The organism is Buttiauxella sp. AC142 (assembly GCF_979253435.1).
In genome coordinates this window covers 4,218,415-4,235,887 of record NZ_CEEDCH010000001.1, presented here as the reverse complement: position 1 = coordinate 4,235,887, position 17,473 = coordinate 4,218,415, and the positions used below count along the sequence as shown (strand labels likewise).

At 51.0% G+C, this 17,473-nt stretch carries 17 protein-coding genes and 1 tRNA gene; 10 read left to right on the top strand and 8 right to left on the bottom strand.

Annotation, left to right across the window (positions count from 1 at the left end; translation table 11 throughout):
* The first annotated feature begins 65 nt into the window (after positions 1 to 65).
* Positions 66 to 1,799, top strand: a complete 1,734-nt coding sequence (locus tag AC0IWZ_RS19765) for a putative frv operon regulatory protein (RefSeq protein ID WP_471678648.1) — start codon at positions 66 to 68, stop codon at positions 1,797 to 1,799.
* Positions 1,800 to 1,846: 47 nt separating this feature from the next.
* Here AC0IWZ_RS19765 and fdhD read toward each other — a convergent pair whose 3' ends face one another.
* A complete protein-coding gene (gene fdhD, locus AC0IWZ_RS19760; protein ID WP_471678649.1) occupies positions 1,847 to 2,671 on the bottom strand; it encodes a formate dehydrogenase accessory sulfurtransferase FdhD in 825 nt (274 codons plus the stop codon).
* Between the two features lie 172 nt (positions 2,672 to 2,843).
* Between fdhD and fdnG the strand changes: the two genes are divergently transcribed.
* Genes fdnG through AC0IWZ_RS19735 form a run of 5 tightly spaced genes read left to right on the top strand, consistent with a single transcriptional unit; the run spans position 2,844 to position 9,339 of the window.
* Positions 2,844 to 5,894 carry a formate dehydrogenase-N subunit alpha gene (fdnG, locus tag AC0IWZ_RS19755; protein ID WP_471678650.1) on the top strand — a complete coding sequence of 1,017 codons (3,051 nt, stop codon included), beginning with the start codon at positions 2,844 to 2,846 and terminating at the stop codon, positions 5,892 to 5,894.
* Between the two features lie 12 nt (positions 5,895 to 5,906).
* Entirely contained in the window at positions 5,907 to 6,812 is a 906-nt protein-coding gene (gene fdxH, locus AC0IWZ_RS19750; protein WP_034499262.1) for a formate dehydrogenase subunit beta, read from the top strand.
* Positions 6,809 to 7,444, top strand: coding sequence for a formate dehydrogenase cytochrome b556 subunit (gene fdoI, locus AC0IWZ_RS19745; protein ID WP_034499260.1), 636 nt, complete (start codon positions 6,809 to 6,811; stop codon positions 7,442 to 7,444). Before fdxH ends, fdoI begins: the two co-directional genes overlap by 4 nt.
* The gene (gene fdhE, locus AC0IWZ_RS19740) at positions 7,441 to 8,370 is read left to right on the top strand and encodes a formate dehydrogenase accessory protein FdhE (RefSeq protein WP_172893004.1); all 930 of its coding nucleotides are present in this window, start codon (positions 7,441 to 7,443) and stop codon (positions 8,368 to 8,370) included. Before fdoI ends, fdhE begins: the two co-directional genes overlap by 4 nt.
* Before the next feature lie 60 nt (positions 8,371 to 8,430).
* Complete coding sequence (locus AC0IWZ_RS19735) at positions 8,431 to 9,339, top strand: alpha/beta hydrolase (protein WP_471678651.1); 909 nt, start codon at positions 8,431 to 8,433, stop codon at positions 9,337 to 9,339.
* Between the two features lie 11 nt (positions 9,340 to 9,350).
* On the opposite strand, the gene AC0IWZ_RS19730 is transcribed toward AC0IWZ_RS19735, so the two are convergent.
* The 3 genes from AC0IWZ_RS19730 to AC0IWZ_RS19720 form a co-directional block, all read right to left on the bottom strand.
* Positions 9,351 to 9,911 carry an RNA polymerase sigma factor gene (locus tag AC0IWZ_RS19730; protein WP_471679112.1) on the bottom strand — a complete coding sequence of 187 codons (561 nt, stop codon included), beginning with the start codon at positions 9,909 to 9,911 and terminating at the stop codon, positions 9,351 to 9,353.
* A 5-nt stretch (positions 9,912 to 9,916) separates the two neighbouring features.
* Positions 9,917 to 10,372 (bottom strand): hypothetical protein, encoded by a 456-nt coding sequence (locus tag AC0IWZ_RS19725; RefSeq protein WP_471679113.1) that lies wholly within the window; start codon positions 10,370 to 10,372, stop codon positions 9,917 to 9,919.
* A gap of 221 nt (positions 10,373 to 10,593) precedes the next feature.
* The gene (locus AC0IWZ_RS19720; RefSeq protein ID WP_034499252.1) at positions 10,594 to 10,815 is read right to left on the bottom strand and encodes a YgdI/YgdR family lipoprotein; all 222 of its coding nucleotides are present in this window, start codon (positions 10,813 to 10,815) and stop codon (positions 10,594 to 10,596) included.
* 122 nt (positions 10,816 to 10,937) lie between these two features.
* On the opposite strand from AC0IWZ_RS19720, the gene AC0IWZ_RS19715 reads away from it, so the two are divergent.
* Complete coding sequence (locus AC0IWZ_RS19715) at positions 10,938 to 11,258, top strand: hypothetical protein (RefSeq protein ID WP_471678652.1); 321 nt, start codon at positions 10,938 to 10,940, stop codon at positions 11,256 to 11,258.
* Between the two features lie 620 nt (positions 11,259 to 11,878).
* A complete protein-coding gene (locus AC0IWZ_RS19710) occupies positions 11,879 to 12,127 on the top strand; it encodes a hypothetical protein (RefSeq protein ID WP_471678653.1) in 249 nt (82 codons plus the stop codon).
* A 73-nt stretch (positions 12,128 to 12,200) separates the two neighbouring features.
* Here AC0IWZ_RS19710 and AC0IWZ_RS19705 read toward each other — a convergent pair whose 3' ends face one another.
* On the bottom strand, positions 12,201 to 12,731 hold the full coding sequence (locus tag AC0IWZ_RS19705; RefSeq protein WP_471678654.1) for a hypothetical protein: 531 nt from the start codon (positions 12,729 to 12,731) through the stop codon (positions 12,201 to 12,203).
* A gap of 129 nt (positions 12,732 to 12,860) precedes the next feature.
* Here AC0IWZ_RS19705 and AC0IWZ_RS19700 point away from each other — a divergent pair, with 129 nt between their 5' ends.
* Complete coding sequence (locus tag AC0IWZ_RS19700; protein WP_034499239.1) at positions 12,861 to 13,049, top strand: toxin-antitoxin system HicB family antitoxin; 189 nt, start codon at positions 12,861 to 12,863, stop codon at positions 13,047 to 13,049.
* A gap of 72 nt (positions 13,050 to 13,121) precedes the next feature.
* Here AC0IWZ_RS19700 and AC0IWZ_RS19695 read toward each other — a convergent pair whose 3' ends face one another.
* The gene (locus AC0IWZ_RS19695) at positions 13,122 to 13,730 is read right to left on the bottom strand and encodes a DUF6680 family protein (protein ID WP_471678655.1); all 609 of its coding nucleotides are present in this window, start codon (positions 13,728 to 13,730) and stop codon (positions 13,122 to 13,124) included.
* Positions 13,731 to 13,895: 165 nt separating this feature from the next.
* Positions 13,896 to 13,990, bottom strand: a tRNA-Sec gene (locus AC0IWZ_RS19690).
* 340 nt (positions 13,991 to 14,330) lie between these two features.
* Here AC0IWZ_RS19690 and yicI point away from each other — a divergent pair.
* Positions 14,331 to 16,655, top strand: a complete 2,325-nt coding sequence (gene yicI / locus AC0IWZ_RS19685) for an alpha-xylosidase (RefSeq protein ID WP_471678656.1) — start codon at positions 14,331 to 14,333, stop codon at positions 16,653 to 16,655.
* 90 nt (positions 16,656 to 16,745) lie between these two features.
* Here yicI and AC0IWZ_RS19680 read toward each other — a convergent pair whose 3' ends face one another.
* Entirely contained in the window at positions 16,746 to 17,339 is a 594-nt protein-coding gene (locus tag AC0IWZ_RS19680) for a YhgN family NAAT transporter (RefSeq protein ID WP_471678657.1), read from the bottom strand.
* Between the last annotated feature and the right edge of the window lie 134 nt (positions 17,340 to 17,473).

Sequence of the window (17,473 nt, the reverse complement as noted above, 5' to 3'; positions counted from 1 at the left end):
ATGCTTGCCATTCTCCGGGCGAATCGCAAAAGTGGTTATGTTTTCTTCAACCCGGTACGCCATCAATGCTTAGTGAACGTCAGTTGTCCCTGCTCGAAAGACTGGAAAACCAGAACCTGACCATGAAGGAGTTGGCGAGCGGGGGAAATGTCTCCAGCCGAACTGTGCTGCGCGATATCGACTACCTGAATTTTACTCTCAGCGATGCGGCACGCATTAGCACTAACGGTAGTGGCTACCAGTTAGATATTTTCGACAGAAACCGTTATTTCATGCAGTTACAGCGCCATGATAACGATGACAGAATGCTTTTTGTCTTACTCACGAACCTCTACACCACACGGCTGCAACTGGCAGAAGCCCTCAATTTGCCTGAGAAAATCGTTAACGATCAACTCGCACGGCTCAAGCAGCGAAGCTCACGGTGCTTCAGGATCACCAGCAGGCCAAACTCCGGGCACTATATTGATGAGCCGCGCCGAAAGAAGCTGATCATTTTGGCTAATTTAATCAAAAAATCACCGTCGGCAGTCTGTGCCAGTCTCAACCTTGAAAGCCGGGTCTTTCAGGTTCTGCAACAGAATATTGAAGGTATCAGCGATAACTCTGAATACTGCGCAACGTTGTTGTTGGCGGTTTACGCGCTGCGAAATCAAAAATCGCCTTCGGTACCGGCAGGCAACAGCCAGACTTTCCATGCTGCTTACGAAGCCGCTGGACTGTACCTTTCGCATGACGCGCTGAAGGAAGCCGATTCCCTGGTAAAAGCGCTGCAAGACAGTGCTTCGCAAGTCACCACCACAGTGATAGGCGAGTTGACGAATGAGTTATTGATTAGCCACGGTTTGGGGGAACTGGATCAGCAACTGATTGATGACCTGACTGCTCATATTGCGCGGTGTGCGGCGCGGCCTTTATGGTTACAAGAGAGCCGTCAAGGGTCCATGAACAACCTGAAGGCAGCGTGGCCAGTGGCGTTTGATCTCAGCATCGGGCTGATTAACCAAATCAGGCAGCGGTTGAATATTGAAATTTATGACAGCGATTTGATAGGCCTGTATTTCGCCTGTGCGCTGGAACGCAACCAGGGTGAAAAGCACACCATTGTTTTGCTCGCCGAGCAAAATGCCATCGCTACTATCAATCAACTGGCTATTGAACGTGAGTTGCATAATTGCCGGGTGGTTATCGCGCTCCACCCTGCGGAGTTGTACGCATTGTGCGAAGAAATGACTCCCGCGCTGATTATCAATAACAGCGCTTTTCCACTGGATACACTCGTGGCGGAAATGCTGGTTATCAAGAATATTATTAATCCGGCAGGCATTAATCTCGTGAAAGAGAAGCTGGATTATTCATTGATAAAACAAAAGCTACCGCAATTTATCCCTGAGGAGTGCAGTTTTGTTTATGCCAACACTCCGGGTGATCAGTGGCTAACCATTATCAAAGATATCTGTGCCAGGTTAGTGAAGCGGGGGCTTTTAAATAAGGATGATGCGCACAGTGTTTATCAACGAGAAACTGAAGGGGAAAACCTGGTCGTCAATCATATCGCCATCCCCCATTGCTGGAGTGAATCGAGCAATCAATTTCGCAGCTATTTTATTTGCCTTAAACACCCGGTGATGATTAACGGCGAGTCTGTTGCCCATCTGTTGTTAGCCTGCACCAGCACTGCATTGCGCCAGGAGCTAAAGATTTTCAGCTATTTAGCTAATGCATTAAACCGCTACGATGCGCATGAGATTGAACGCATCAGGAGCTACCCGCAGTTTATGGCGTTACTTTGCGGCTAACCCGTTACACGCTAACCATTAAAAACGAATGCTGAAACAGGTGATTATTATCGCAGCCGCTGCGGGTGCGTATAAACCGTGGCTCGACCTGGTTTACTAAAGCCCACCAGCGTCAAATTGCAGCGGCTTGCCACTTCTACGGCAAGCGTTGTCGCGGCAGAAACGGCAAACAGAATTTCGACGCCGCACTGGGCCGATTTTTGCACCATTTCATAGCTGGCACGGCTTGAGACTAAAACCGCGCCGTTGTGCCAGGCCTCGCGAGCGCGTGCACCGAGCAGTTTATCTAATGCCACGTGGCGACCAATATCTTCTCTGCCATCCAGAATGGTGCCGTTTGCATCAAGCCAAAGTGCGGCGTGAGTACAACCCGTGAGTTGCCCGACCGGCTGGTATCCACGCATCTGGTTTAAGGCGGCATCAAGTTGGTTTAAATCGAAGGTTTGCGTAAATGGCAGCGGGGTAATCGGGCGACCAATATCATTGAGCTGCTCCACACCGCATACGCCACAGCCGGTGCGCCCGGCAAGGGAGCGTCGGCGCTCTTTCAAGCCCATAAAACGGCGGCTGGAAAGCTCAATTTGCACTTCTAAGCCATTACAAACGGATAAAACATCAATTCCATAAATGTCTGCCGGAGATTCAATAATCCCTTCAGATAAAGAGAAACCGAGCGCAAAAAGTTCCAAATCTTTGGGCGAGGCCATCATGACCACGTGAGAAATACCGTTGTAGACCAGCGCTACTGGCACTTCTTCAGCCAGCCAGTCGTCTTTGGACTCGAGCAAATCCTGGCGTTGCCATAGCTCGATAGTCCGCGCACCAGTGACGGCGTTCACAATTTTGCTTTGATTTGGGTTGGAATTGTTCACTTTGTCTTAACCTGATTGGAACAGCCTTAATTCTAATGTGGTATTCTGGAAACACTAACCCTTCTGGAGTAGGGGATATTTCCAGTTCGGTTTGATTGTGGACTTTTGCGGCGCAGACCGCAAAAAAAATACACCTATAAGTCATGTGAAAATGTCGAAACAAGGAGCACCCATGCAGGTCAGCAGAAGACAGTTCTTTAAGATCTGTGCTGGCGGTATGGCAGGGACTACAGCAGCGGCACTGGGTTTTGCCCCGGGCGTTGCACTGGCGGAAACACGGCAATACAAATTACTACGTACCCGTGAAACGCGTAATACCTGCACATACTGTTCCGTCGGTTGCGGGCTATTGATGTACAGCCTCGGTGACGGCGCGAAAAATGCCAAAGCATCTATCTTCCATATTGAAGGCGACCCGGACCATCCGGTAAACCGTGGTGCACTTTGCCCTAAAGGCGCAGGGCTGGTGGATTTCATCCACAGCGAAAGCCGTCTTAAATTCCCGTCTTACCGCGCCCCAGGCTCGGATAAATGGGAACAAATCAGCTGGGAAACGGCGTTTGACCGTATCGCCAAACTGATGAAAGCTGACCGCGATGCCAACTTTATTGCCCAGAATGACCAGGGAACCACGGTTAACCGTTGGCTTTCCACCGGCATGTTGTGCGCATCCGCTTCCAGTAATGAAACCGGCTATTTAACCCAGAAATTTTCCCGCGCCCTCGGCATGTTAGCCGTAGATAACCAGGCGCGTGTCTGACACGGACCAACGGTAGCAAGTCTTGCTCCAACATTTGGTCGCGGTGCGATGACCAACCACTGGGTTGATATCAAGAACGCCGATCTCGTTATTGTGATGGGTGGAAACGCGGCAGAAGCGCATCCAGTCGGGTTCCGCTGGGCGATGGAAGCCAAAATCCACAACGGTGCGAAGCTGATTGTTATCGATCCGCGCTTCACGCGTACCGCTTCGGTGGCGGATTTCTACACCCCGATTCGTTCCGGCTCAGACATCGCTTTCTTGTCTGGCGTGTTGCTGTACCTGATCAATAACAATAAATACAACCGTGAATACGTTGAGGCTTACACCAACGCCAATCTGATTGTGCGTGAGGATTACAGCTTCGATGATGGCCTGTTCTCGGGCTATGACGCGGTAAATCGTAAATACGACAAAACCACCTGGAATTATGAGCTGGACGAAAAAGGCTTCGCCAAACGCGACCTGACGCTGACTCATCCACGTTGCGTGTGGAACCTGCTCAAAGAGCACGTTTCCCGTTATACGCCAGAAGTGGTTTCCAATATTTGCGGCACCCCGAAAGATGACTTCATCCAGGTCTGTGAATACATCGCAGCGACCAGCGTAAAAGATAAAACCGCGTCGTTCTTGTACGCGCTGGGCTGGACGCAACACTCCGTGGGCGCGCAGAACATTCGCACCATGGCGATGATTCAGTTGCTGCTCGGCAACATGGGGATGGCAGGCGGCGGCGTCAACGCCCTGCGCGGTCACTCCAACATTCAGGGTCTGACCGACCTCGGCCTGCTGTCACAAAGCCTGCCAGGCTACATGACGCTGCCGAATGAAAAACAGCCTGACCTCCAGACTTACCTTGCTGCCAACACGCCGAAACCGCTGCTGGAAGGCCAGGTCAACTACTGGGGCAACTATCCGAAATTCTTCGTTTCGATGATGAAAGCCTTCTTCGGCGACAAAGCCACAGCGGAAAATAGCTGGGGTTATGACTGGTTGCCGAAGTGGGACAAGGGCTACGACGTCCTGCAATATTTCGAGATGATGAACCAGGGCAAGGTGAACGGTTATTTGTGCCAGGGCTTTAACCCTGTCGCCTCGTTCCCGAACAAAAACAAGGTCATTGCGTCACTGTCGAAGCTGAAATTCCTCGTGACCATCGACCCGCTGAACACCGAAACCTCGAACTTCTGGCAAAACCACGGCGAGATTAACGATGTCGACCCGTCGAAAATCCAGACCGAAGTGTTCCGCCTGCCATCCACCTGCTTTGCTGAAGAAAACGGTTCTATCGTTAACTCCGGCCGCTGGTTGCAGTGGCACTGGAAAGGTGCGGACGCCCCAGGGGAAGCGCTGAATGACGGCGAAATCCTTGCGGGTATCTTTAGCCGTATGCGCCATATGTACCAAAGCGAAGGCGGTGCGCTGCCTGAGCAAGTGCTGAACATGACCTGGAATTACCAGACGCCAGACAACCCGGCTCCGGAAGAAGTGGCGATGGAAAGCAACGGTAAAGCGTTGCAGGACGTGGTCGATCCGGTAACCGGTACGGTTCTGGTGAAAAAAGGTCAGCAGCTTAGCTCGTTCGCACAACTGCGCGATGACGGCACTACTTCCAGTGGCTGCTGGATTTTCGCTGGTTCCTGGACGCCAGACGGCAACCAGATGGCACGCCGCGATAACGCTGATCCGTCTGGTCTGGGTAACACAGTAGGCTGGGCCTGGGCGTGGCCGCTCAACCGCCGCATTCTGTATAACCGTGCTTCTGCTGATCCAGCGGGTAAACCGTGGGATGAAAAACGCCGCCTGATCTCCTGGGATGGCGCGAAGTGGAGCGGCGCGGATATTGCCGACTACAGCACTGCCGCACCTGGCACTGACGTTGGGCCGTTCATCATGCAGCCGGAAGGTTTAGGGCGCTTGTTTGCTATCGACAAGATGGCAGAAGGGCCGTTCCCGGAACATTACGAGCCGTTTGAAACGCCGCTTGGCACCAACCCGCTGCACCCGAACGTGGTTTCTAACCCGGCGGCGCGCGTGTTCAAAGGTGACCTGGAAGCGATGGGCAAGCATGACAAATTCCCGTATGTCGGCACCACTTATCGTTTGACCGAGCATTTCCACTACTGGACTAAACACGCGGTACTTAACGCCATCGCGCAGCCAGAGCAGTTTATCGAGATTGGCGAAAAGCTCGCGAATTCACTCGGCATTGCTCACGGCGACACGGTGAAAGTCTCCTCCAACCGTGGCTTTATCAAAGCCAAAGCGGTGGTGACCAAGCGTATTCGCCAGCTCGATGTGAACGGCCAGAAAGTGGACACCATCGGTATTCCGATTCACTGGGGTTATGAAGGTGTGGCGAAGAAAGGCTTTATCGCCAACACCCTGACGCCATTTGTCGGTGATGCCAACACGCAAACGCCTGAATTTAAGGCGTTCCTGGTCAATGTGGAAAAGGTGTAACGGAGACGAATTATGGCTTATCAATCTCAGGACATTATCCGTCGTTCCGCCACCAACGGCCTCACGCCCGCGCCACAAGCGCGGGGAAGTCAGCAAGAGGTTGCGAAACTTATCGACGTCACCACCTGTATCGGCTGCAAAGCCTGCCAGGTGGCCTGTTCGGAGTGGAACGATCTGCGTGATGAAATCGGCAGCAACGTCGGTGTTTATGATAATCCGGCTGATTTAACCGCCAAATCATGGACGGTCATGCGCTTCTCGGAAGTGGAGCAAAACGACAAACTGGAATGGTTGATCCGCAAAGATGGTTGTATGCACTGCGCGGACCCAGGCTGCCTGAAAGCCTGCCCGGCTGAAGGCGCAATCATTCAGTACGCCAATGGTATTGTCGATTTCCAGTCTGAACAGTGCATCGGCTGCGGTTACTGCATCGCCGGTTGCCCGTTTGATGTGCCGCGCCTGAACCCGGAGGACAACCGTGTCTACAAATGCACCCTGTGCGTAGACCGTGTGACCGTCGGCCAGGAGCCTGCCTGCGTGAAAACCTGCCCAACCGGTGCGATTCATTTTGGCTCGAAAGAGTCGATGAAAAACCTGGCGGGCGAGCGCGTGGCAGAGTTGAAAACACGCGGTTATGACAACGCCGGATTGTACGACCCGGAAGGCGTTGGCGGCACTCACGTTATGTACGTGCTGCATCATGCGGACAAGCCGACGCTGTATCACGGCCTGCCGGAGAATCCGTCCATCAGCCCAACCGTGAAATTCTGGAAAGGTGTCTGGAAGCCGCTCGCCGCTATTGGCTTTGCTGCGACCTTCGCCGCCAGCGTGTTCCACTATGTGGGAGTCGGCCCGAACCGTGCCGATGATGAAGACGAAAACTTGCACCATGACGATGACGAGGTGCGCAAACCATGAAAAAACAAGTGACCATTCAACGTTACAGCGCACCAGAGCGCATCAACCACTGGGTAACCGCCTTCTGCTTCATACTGGCGGCGGTGAGCGGGCTGGGGTTCTTCTTCCCATCCTTTAACTGGCTGATGCACATTCTGGGTACGCCGCAGCTGGCGCGCATCCTCCATCCGTTCGTCGGTGTGGTGATGTTTGCCTCGTTTATCATCATGTTTTTCCGTTACTGGCACCACAATCTAATCAATCGGGATGATATCTTTTGGGCGAAGAATATTCGTAAGATCGTCGTCAACGAGGAAGTGGGTGACACCGGGCGTTATAACTTCGGCCAGAAATGCGTGTTCTGGGCGGCGATTATTTTCCTGGTGCTACTGCTGGTGAGCGGCGTGATTATCTGGCGTCCTTACTTCGCTCCTGCTTTCTCAATCCCGGTGATTCGCGTAGCCCTGATGGTGCATTCATTTGCCGCAGTGGCACTGATTGTGGTTATTATGGTCCACATCTACGCCGCCCTTTGGGTGAAAGGCACGATTACCGCGATGGTGGAAGGCTGGGTCACAACGTCCTGGGCGAAGAAACACCATCCGAAATGGTATCGTGAAGTTCGCCAGAAACAGGAAAAACGACAGGAATGAGCATTCGCATAATCCCGCAAGACCAGCTGGATAAGAGCGCGAAACGTACGGCGGAGACTATCCCGCCGTTACTGTTCCCCCGGCTGAAAAATCTCTACAACCGCCGTGCAGAACGCCTGCGCGAACTGGCGACCGACAACCCGCTGGGTGATTTCCTGCGCTTTGCGGCGCTTATTGCCCACGCGCAGGAAGTGGTGCTGTACGACCACCCGCTGGAAATGGATTTAACGGCGCTGATTCAGAAATCTTCTGAAACGGGCAAGCCGCCGCTGGATATCCATGTTCTGCCGCGTGACCCGCACTGGCAGCGTTTGCTCAACTCATTGATTGCTGAGCTAAAACCAGAGATGAGCGGCCAGGCGCTGGCGGTTATCGAAAATCTGGAAAAGGCTTCAACGCAAGAGCTGGAAGAGATGGCTACTGCGTTGTTTAACGCTGATTTTGCGCTGGTTTCCAGCGACAAAGCCCCGTTCATCTGGGCTGCGTTGTCGCTTTACTGGGCGCAAATGGCGAGCCTGATTCCAGGGCGTGCGAAAGCGGAATACGGCGAGCAACGCCAGTTCTGCCCGGTTTGCGGTTCGATGCCGGTTTCCAGCATCGTGCAGATTGGCGGCACCAGTGGCTTGCGTTACTTGCACTGCAACTTGTGTGAAACCGAGTGGCACGTGGTGCGTGTGAAATGTAGCAACTGCGAGCAAACCCGCGATTTGAACTACTGGTCGCTGGAAAGCGAACAGTCAGCGATTAAAGCGGAAAGCTGTGGCGACTGCGGCACCTACCTGAAGATTCTCTATCAGGAAAAAGATGCCAAAGTGGAAGCCGTTGCCGACGATTTAGCCACGCTGGTGCTGGATGCACGCATGGAGCAAGAAGGTTTTGCCCGCAGCAGTATCAATCCTTTCCTGTTCCCGGGGGAAGGGGAGTAACAAGTTCCCAGGGCGGAGAGCTTTGGCTTATCCGCCCTGGTCATCACGCAGGATCACAGTATGTCCCTCGAACCCGCAATTGCCGGGCTGGTTGATGAATTTATTAACTCTGGCCGCCCTTCTTCACGCCAACAAACTTTTGCCGAACGCCGGGCTGGGTATATCGCCAGCACTGTTTTAGCGGGCGAAACCGAAACCCGAGTCGACGTGAAAGACATCAGTCTTAATGGATGCACGTTACGTATATTTTCCCCACTAAATTCAACCGGATCACTCCCCGCCGTGATCTACTACCACGGCGGTTGCTTTGTTAGCGGTGGGTTTGAAACCCATGACAATCAGTTACGCCAGCTTTGCTATCACAGTGGTTGCCGGGTGATTGCCGTTCAGTATCGCGTGGCACCAGAGCACACTTATCCGGCTGCACATGATGATGCTGAGCGTGCAGCGGACGCTATCTGGCAAGCGGCTGAACAACTGGAAGTGAATCGTGAACGAATTACGCTCGCGGGCGACAGCGCCGGTGGGCATATTGCCCTGGTCACCGCACTGCGGCTGAAAAGTGCCGGAAACTGGTTGCCTGCGCGCCTCATGCTGATTTACCCGATGCTGGACGCGACGGCGGAATCTGTCAGCTATCAGGAAAATGGCTACGACTACATCATTACCCGCGATACGCTGCTTTCAGGTTACGAAGCCTATATGCCCGATCTTGACTCAATGAATGAAGAGGCCAGCCCGTTATTTCGTGAGGATTTTGCAGGCCTGCCGCCAGTACATATCATTACCGCTGAATATGACCCACTGCGTAATGAAGGCGAGGTTCTGCATGAGTGCCTGATGGATCAAGGCGTTGAGTCCACCTGCCAACGCTATCTCGGGGTGATCCAGGGCTTTTTCCAGCTTGGTGGTATCAGCCAGGCAGCCCGCGATGCCATGCGTGATGTTGCGTGGCGGGTCGGTCAATAAGCGCAATTAACTCAGTCTTCGGTTAGCTCATCATAAAGATTGCGAAGACGGGTTCGTAGATAAAGCACGGCCTTGTGTTTGCGGGATAACAGGGCCTGGACGCTAGTGCCTGTTTCTTCCGCTAACTCTTTAAAGCTGTAGCCGTGGAGTTCGGTTTTTTCGAACGCCTCACGCTGCGCCACAGAAAGCTCCGACATCGCATCTTCCAGCTCATCCCAGAGCAGCTGACTCAGATATTCGTCTTCCGGTGACTGTGGCACGCCAAACAACGTTTCCGCCAGTTCGTCTTCAGGAAGAAAACCATCATCGTCGTCAGAATAGTAGTCAGAAAGCGGAAGCTCGCGCTTTTTACGTGCTCTGTCGGTCATTTCATTACGTGCGGCGCGAAACAACCAGGCGGCGACGTTCTCCACCGGTTGCTCCACCTTCATCAACTGCCATGTCACTTCTTGCAGGATATCGTCTGCGTCATCACGTATTGGCGTGCGGCCAACGATAAACGCTTTCAGCTTCGAGCGACACGCATTGAGCGCCAACATGACTCGAGAATGTCCTGCCGTCCCGGCTTTCATTATCGTCACTCAGCTTGCGTCGGTTTCTGGGCGTTATCTTCCGGCTTCTGACGGCAATGCTCATTTTCACCATGCCGCTCATCGCGATGATGGCAATGCCCGCGACCATGACGCCAGAATCCACCGCGGCGCTGCTGTACAAACTGTTCGCGCTGCTCTGGTGTCATTTGCATCCAGCGTTCATGCATACGGCGGCGATCGCGGCCCATACCGAACATCCCAGGACGTAGACCCAAACCGCCGAACAGAATCCGACACAGCACCAGCAACCCAAGCGCCTGCCAGAAGCCAATGCTTTTCACGCCGATAATCGCAGGCAACAATGCATTCCACAGCGACATCACCAGCAGGCTTAACACGGCAATAAACACAATGCCAATCAGCAGTGGTTTAGCCATCGGGTGGCCGCCGAATCCGCGACCGTGCTCCCGGCCATATCCACGCATATCAAAATCTCTCATCATTTTTACTCCTCATCAGATTAGTTAATTATTGCTTCTGATGAGGTAGACGAATGAGAAGTAGAAATATTGCCAGGAAAATGAAATTTTTTTGCGGCTAGAATGAAAGTACACCCTCTCCGGCACGTATTTGTGCAGCACAGACAGTGATTTAACCCAGGGAATAAGCGGGGGGATGAAAATACCAGCCAACCTAAGCTGGCTGATATTGGCGCAGAAAATCAGTCTTTCTTAATCATCTGCACGATTTGGTCGTTATTAATCTGGCGCTCGTTGCCTTGCTGGTCGGTGTAACTAATCAGGCCAGTATCTGAATCAACTTGCGGTTTCCCCTGCGTCACAATCATATCGCCTGCTTTGGTCGACATAACGTAATCGCTCGAACACGCCGTGACCGAAAGCGCTACACCGCTTAACAGCAGAACTGCCATCAATTTTTTCATGCTGAAACATCCCTTTTAAATAAGAAGGGGATTCTACCTGCTGCGCTCAAGACAGATTGTTAAGGTGTATTACGAAGGGTTTTAGGGGGAGGGTTCAGCGTTGCCACAAAACAAAAACCCGCATGGCTAAACCATACGGGTTTTCAATTTGTTCAGGCTTAAGAGCTCAGATGCGCCTGCTTTCTGCGCGCGATATCAATAAACAAAATGCTGGCGCCAAAAGACAAACAGGACGCAATAATCAAAACAAGAAGATAGGACGTGACATAGCTATATTCTTTGTCCAGATGGGACAGTTGTTCCGATATCAGATCAATGTTTTCTACGGTGTAATTTCTGCACGCATAAAGCCCGTACCAGAAGGCGCTGAAGCCGACCAGACACGTGTAACAGAACCAGGTGAGTTTTTTATCTATGTACTCAAGATAAAACTTTGGGTCTGAGTAGGCGACTTTGAGAAGCCCAAAAAAACAGCCAAAGTAGATGCCAATCAACCACTTCAACACATCCCAGTTCATACAAACCTCTTAAATTGCTGCTACCTGTTTCGTCAGGCATTAAAAAAGGGCTACGCGTCACGTAACCCCTTGTTTTCGTTTGTTTACGCCAGATAAATTTTTGTGGCGGGAACAATATCGGCACAGTATGTCACATGCTTCATCGACAAAGAAGACCGTACAGGTTGTGCAGCAGGGGGATCAAGGGTGACGCTGCGCTTACCCGAGCTACGAAAATTGAGGGAATTATACATCGAAATAATGAATATAATATTCTGGGATATATATTTTTGATATAACTCATCACAATTATCTTCATGTCTGACACTTTTATTATTTTAACTGCGAAATAGATCATGAAAATATGTCTTTTGTTTCTGTAACTTTAACGTGATATTTGATTTTCACGTTAATAACACATCAGCTAATAATGGAGAAATAGAATATGGCTGTTCTCGCATATTTATGGCTTTATGATGCAGCCGGTGCACTAATTGTTGGTGACTGTAATGTGTTGGATAGGGCATGCGATATTGAAGAGTCTTAGATGGATATTAAGGACTGGCTTGTTTTTATTTTTTGGCTGGTTGCTGGTGATCGGCGGTGTGTTTCGTTCACTTTCTTATGCGCTAACTGGGCCATATACCAATCTGCTTACGTCGCTGGGAATGGGGCGATTACCGGATTATAGCCAACGGCTGGAAACAAACGGGATAGTCATATATTTCACTCTTTCCGTCATCCTCGCTGTTTTGCTGGTAGCGCTGCTCGAATGGCTGGTTTTGTACGTCATTAACGACATGCGTTCGAGATAATATATGAGAACTTTAACAAGAGTGCCATCCACCAAAAATGGTGGATGGCGCAAGCTTATCCACCCTACAAAAACTAGTGAATCCCAGGCACTGCCTCGCCGCTAATCATCACAAGCCCGCCATCTGTGCTAACAAAGCGTGGTGCTTTTAAATCCTCGACCAGAACGTTAACCAACTCGAATAATAGCCCTGTGATGTGTTCTTTCTGCTCGGGCGATTGCTGATGTTGCAGCAATAAGATGGTGAGTGCGGAACAATACTCGCGCAGAGTTTCGGAATCAGTAGAAAGCGGAGCGCGGTAATTATCGGGTTCTGCCACATCCACCGTCAGGCGCTCGATTAAATGAGCCGGTAACGGCGCTTTAAGCACACCTTTCAATACTTCGAGAGCGGCAAGTAAGCGCCCGCAGAGCGCCATACATTCGGTGTTGTCGTCGTTTTCAATCAGCGCATCGACATGGTGCTGGCAGTTATCGAGGATCTGAAATAAATCCAGATGCGCACCAAGTGGGGTTTTTAGCAGTGCGGTAATAGCGGTTTCATTAACTGACGGCAGGCACACGCTTTCAGTGCAAGCGGTTGTGGTACTATTGGTGTTAGCCATTGCGTTATGTCCTTAACGATAGTGGTTAAACGCCTCGGTAGTGTTGACGCACTCCGGGGCGTTGCTCTTTATCTCGTACCGTTATAATGTACGTACGCGACTAGAACATAATGAGGAACGCGTACGTACATGTCAACTATCAAACGTGATAAAAGCCCTAAGGGAAAAGGACTATCTCCGACATTTCAGATCCGCATCACACCGGAACTGAAATCCCAATTTGAAGTTGCAGCGAAAGATGCTGGTATGAGTTTGGGGAATTGGTTGAAGGAGTTGGGTAGGAAAGAATTGGAGAGGCTGGATCACAAAGAAATATAGAATTTATGTTTCTATATTTTTTCGCCATCAGATTTTAAATATGACGGCGAAAAATTAGGTATGTATAATTACTCACTGTGAATTGAATATTTTTTCGACAATATCTGATTTCTCTGTCTTCTCTTTTTGTGTGGGAAGATCCATTCCAGTAATATTAATTGAAATGGGAGATTTCCCTTGCAATACCTTTAATAATGACTCTTTCCCTATGGTTGCATAATTCTCATCCGTGTTGAAACGCTCCGGATAATATACTTGATTCTTAATGTGTGTTTTATCGAAATCATAACCTAAATATTTTGCCATCCTACTAAGCAATTCAATCTGGTGATTCTTTCTTTCTGATTCCCAGTTATCAGCATTTTCAGCTGTGTATTTTCTGGTTGCTAAAAAGTCTAAATATTCTTTCCACGCAAGGCGTATATTTTTTTCATCTTTATTTTTTTGATTTGAAAATATAACATCAATAGAATTCAATGCTTCTACATGTCTAATATCAGTTGACGTCGCTCTGGTTGCCATAAGAGTTCTAAATAAAAATTGTTGATTTTGACCCACTTCTCTTTTTCTATCTAAATAACGTGTAGCTTGAATTGCTAGCAATGGTGCAAACAATGTTGCTAAAACAACAAGAGTATTACTATTAAACAACATTCCAAATAAATTTGTACTAGTTTCCATAAAGATCTCCAGCGCAAAATATTATTAAATGACTAAAAGTGCATATAATTAGCGAGATTTATAAACTCACGCTAGTATAGATAATTATGCTAGGAGTGGAAGTGATTAATGGATCAGGATCGTAAAATGTGTAATTCCGCATATCTACATGATTGAATCAAAAAATGGCGGAAGATCACAGGAGTTGAACCTGCCCGGCACCGCTGGCGGCACCAACTGGATTTGAAGTCCAGCCGCCTCACCGGAGACGACGATCTTCCTAGCCTCGATTGCTACATGGAGGCGGTGCGCAGTATACCTGGTTTCTCCCGCTTACCAAACAATGCTTTGCCCTTTCCACAATGATTTCCTGAAAACTATTAGCCGGATCAATTAAACCGTACGAAATCCACGCGTTTAGCACTTTTGAACCCCTCTATTGAGCGACTCTGCTCACACTTATCAAGAAACGTAATCTGATAACCAGAAATTGGAATTCCGGCCCGCCTCCCGATGCTTTAAAACCTGAACTATCGAATTTTTTACACTCGCTTTTAAAGGTGATCACCAGACCCACTGGCACACCGTTTCCAAAAATTCAGTATTCAAAAGGACGGCATAATGAAAATTAGTGACGGCAACTGGCTGATTCAGCCCGGTTTAGCGCTTATCCACCCGGTGCAAGTGTTTGAAGTTGAACAACAGGGCAACGAAATGGTGGTGTACGCGGGCATGAAGGATGTGCGGGAGCGGGGGAATCAGCTTGATACTCCACTGTTTACGCTGCGCTTTTTCTCCCCGCAGGAAGGGATTGTTGGTGTGCGCATCGAGCATTTCCAGGGCGCGGTGAATAACGGCCCGCATTATCCGCTCAACGTATTGCACGATGTGAAAGTGACCATGCAAAACACCGCTGAATTTGCCGAGCTGAAAAGCGGCAACCTGGCGGTGCGCGTAACCAAAGGCACTGAATGGGCGCTGGATTTCCTGCGCGATGGCGTGCGTATCACCGGCAGTGCAGTGAAAAACAACGGTTATGTGCAGGATGCGAACAGCGGTAATACGCACATGTTCGAGCGCCTGGATTTGGGCGTCGGTGAAACGGTTTACGGCCTGGGCGAGCGTTTTACCGCACTGGTGAAAAATGGTCAGACGGTGGAGACCTGGAACCGCGATGGCGGCACCAGCACCGAGCAATCCTACAAAAATATTCCGTTCTATCTCACCAATCGCGGTTATGGCGTGCTGGTGAACCACCCGGAATGTGTCTCCTTTGAAGTCGGTTCCGAGAAAGTCTCCAAAGTGCAGTTCAGTGTCGAAGGCGAATATCTCGAATATTTCGTGATTGACGGCCCAACGCCGAAAGCGGTTCTCGGCCGTTACACCCGCTTCACTGGCCGCCCGGCGTTGCCGCCAGCGTGGTCGTTTGGCCTGTGGCTCACCACTTCCTTTACCACCAACTACGACGAAGCGACGGTTAACAGCTTTATCGACGGCATGGCCGAACGCAATTTGCCGCTGCACGTGTTCCATTTCGACTGCTTCTGGATGAAAGCCTTCCAGTGGTGCGATTTTGAGTGGGACCCGGTGACGTTCCCCGATCCGGAAGGCATGTTGAAACGCTTGAAAGCGCGTGGCCTGAAAATCTGCGTGTGGATTAACCCGTATATCGGCCAGAAATCCCCGCTGTTCCGCGAAGGAATGGAAAAAGGTTATCTGCTCAAACGCCCGAACGGCGCGGTGTGGCAGTGGGATAAATGGCAGCCAGGCCAGGCGATTGTCGATTTTACTAATCCGGCGGCGTGCGAATGGTATGCAGGGCATCTGAAACGCCTGGTGCGCATGGGTGTGGATTGCTTCAAAACTGACTTTGGCGAGCGCATTCCAACGGATGTGGTGTGGCACGATGGTTCCGACCCGCAGAAAATGCACAACCATTACGCGTTCATCTATAACGAGCTGGTGTGGAACGTGCTCAAGCAAGAGCTGGGCGACGAAGAAGCGGTGCTGTTTGCCCGTTCAGCCTCCGTTGGCGCACAACAATTCCCGGTTCACTGGGGTGGCGACTGCTACGCCAACTACGAATCAATGGCAGAAAGCCTGCGCGGCGGCCTGTCACTCGGCATGTCCGGCTTTGGGTTCTGGAGCCACGATATTGGCGGCTTCGAAAATACCGCTCCGGCGCATGTGTATAAACGCTGGTGCGCGTTCGGGCTGCTTTCCAGCCACAGCCGCCTGCACGGTAGCAAATCCTATCGTGTGCCATGGGCGTATGACGATGAAGCCTGCGACGTGGTGCGCCACTTCACGCAGCTGAAATCACGCATGATGCCGTATCTGTACCGTCAGGCGGCGCAGGCCGCAGAGTTCGGTACGCCGATGATGCGCGCCATGATGCTGGAGTTCCCGGACGATCCGGGCTGCGATTATCTCGACCGCCAGTACATGCTGGGCGATTCCGTGATGGTTGCGCCGGTGTTCTCGGAGGCGGGCGACGTGCAGTTCTATCTGCCAGAAGGGCGCTGGACGCATCTACTCAGCAACCAGCAAGCGCAAGGTAGCCGCTGGCATAAAGAGAAGCATGATTTCCAGAGCCTGCCGGTGTACGTGCGTGACAATACGCTGTTAGCGCTGGGCAATAACGACCAGAAACCGGATTACGCGTGGCATGAAGGCACCGCCTTCCAGCTGTTTAATCTCGACGATGGGCGCGAGGCGCTTTGCGAAGTCCCGGCAGCAGACGGTTCGGTTATCTTCACGCTGAAAGTGCGTCGTGAAGGCAATACGCTGGCGGTGCAGTGCGAGGGTCAGGCAAAAGACTGGACGCTGTGTCTGCGCAATATCGGTAACGTGAAAGGCGTGAAACAAGGTAAGAGTGCTGCGGGCGAGCAGGGTGTGGTTGTTACGCCGGATTCGGCTGAGTCAGGTTTGGTTATCGAGCTTTAGTGAATGTGTCGGATGTCGCTAATGCTAATCCGACCTACGAAGAGCAGTTGTAGGGTGGATTAGCGTTAGCGACATCCACCGTTTTTTTATTTAACCCTTCATCCACACCCGCAGCCCATCCAGGAACATCTGCGTCGCCAGCATGACCAGCACCAGTCCCATCAGGCGTTCCAGTGCGTTCACGCCTTTCTCGCCCAGCAGGCGCAAGAACAGCGACGATTGCAGCAAAATTGCCACGGTGCCGCCCCAGGCCAGTAATAGCGCTATCACTAAATGACTCATTTGATTCGGATACTGGTGCGATAACAGCATTAACGTTGCCAGCAGCGTCGGCCCGGCAACCAGCGGAATAGCCAGCGGCACAATAAAGGGTTCTTCGCCCGCAGGCAGGCCAGAGGCGTTCCCTTCGTGGCTTGGGAAGATCATTTTAATCGCAATCAGGAACAAAATTATCCCGCCGGAAATCGACACGCTTTCTGTGCGCAGGTTAAGAAACGCGAGAATTTTTTCCCCGGCAAACAAGAAAATCAGCATGATGATCAGCGCAATAAGCAGCTCGCGGATCATGATGGCCCGGCGGCGCTTCGGCTCGGTATGCTTGAGCACTGACATAAAAATCGGCAGGTTTCCCAACGGGTCCATAATCAGGATTAACAGTACTGCCGCAGAAATGATTTCGGTCATGAATAGTGTTCTCTAATAAATAACGTGTTCATTGATAAGTTGTATTTCTAATAGCGCGCATATCATTGATTAATTTCACTTGCGACTTTGGCAGCATTTTGTAATGTGGGCAGTAATCTCAATTAATGTGCACA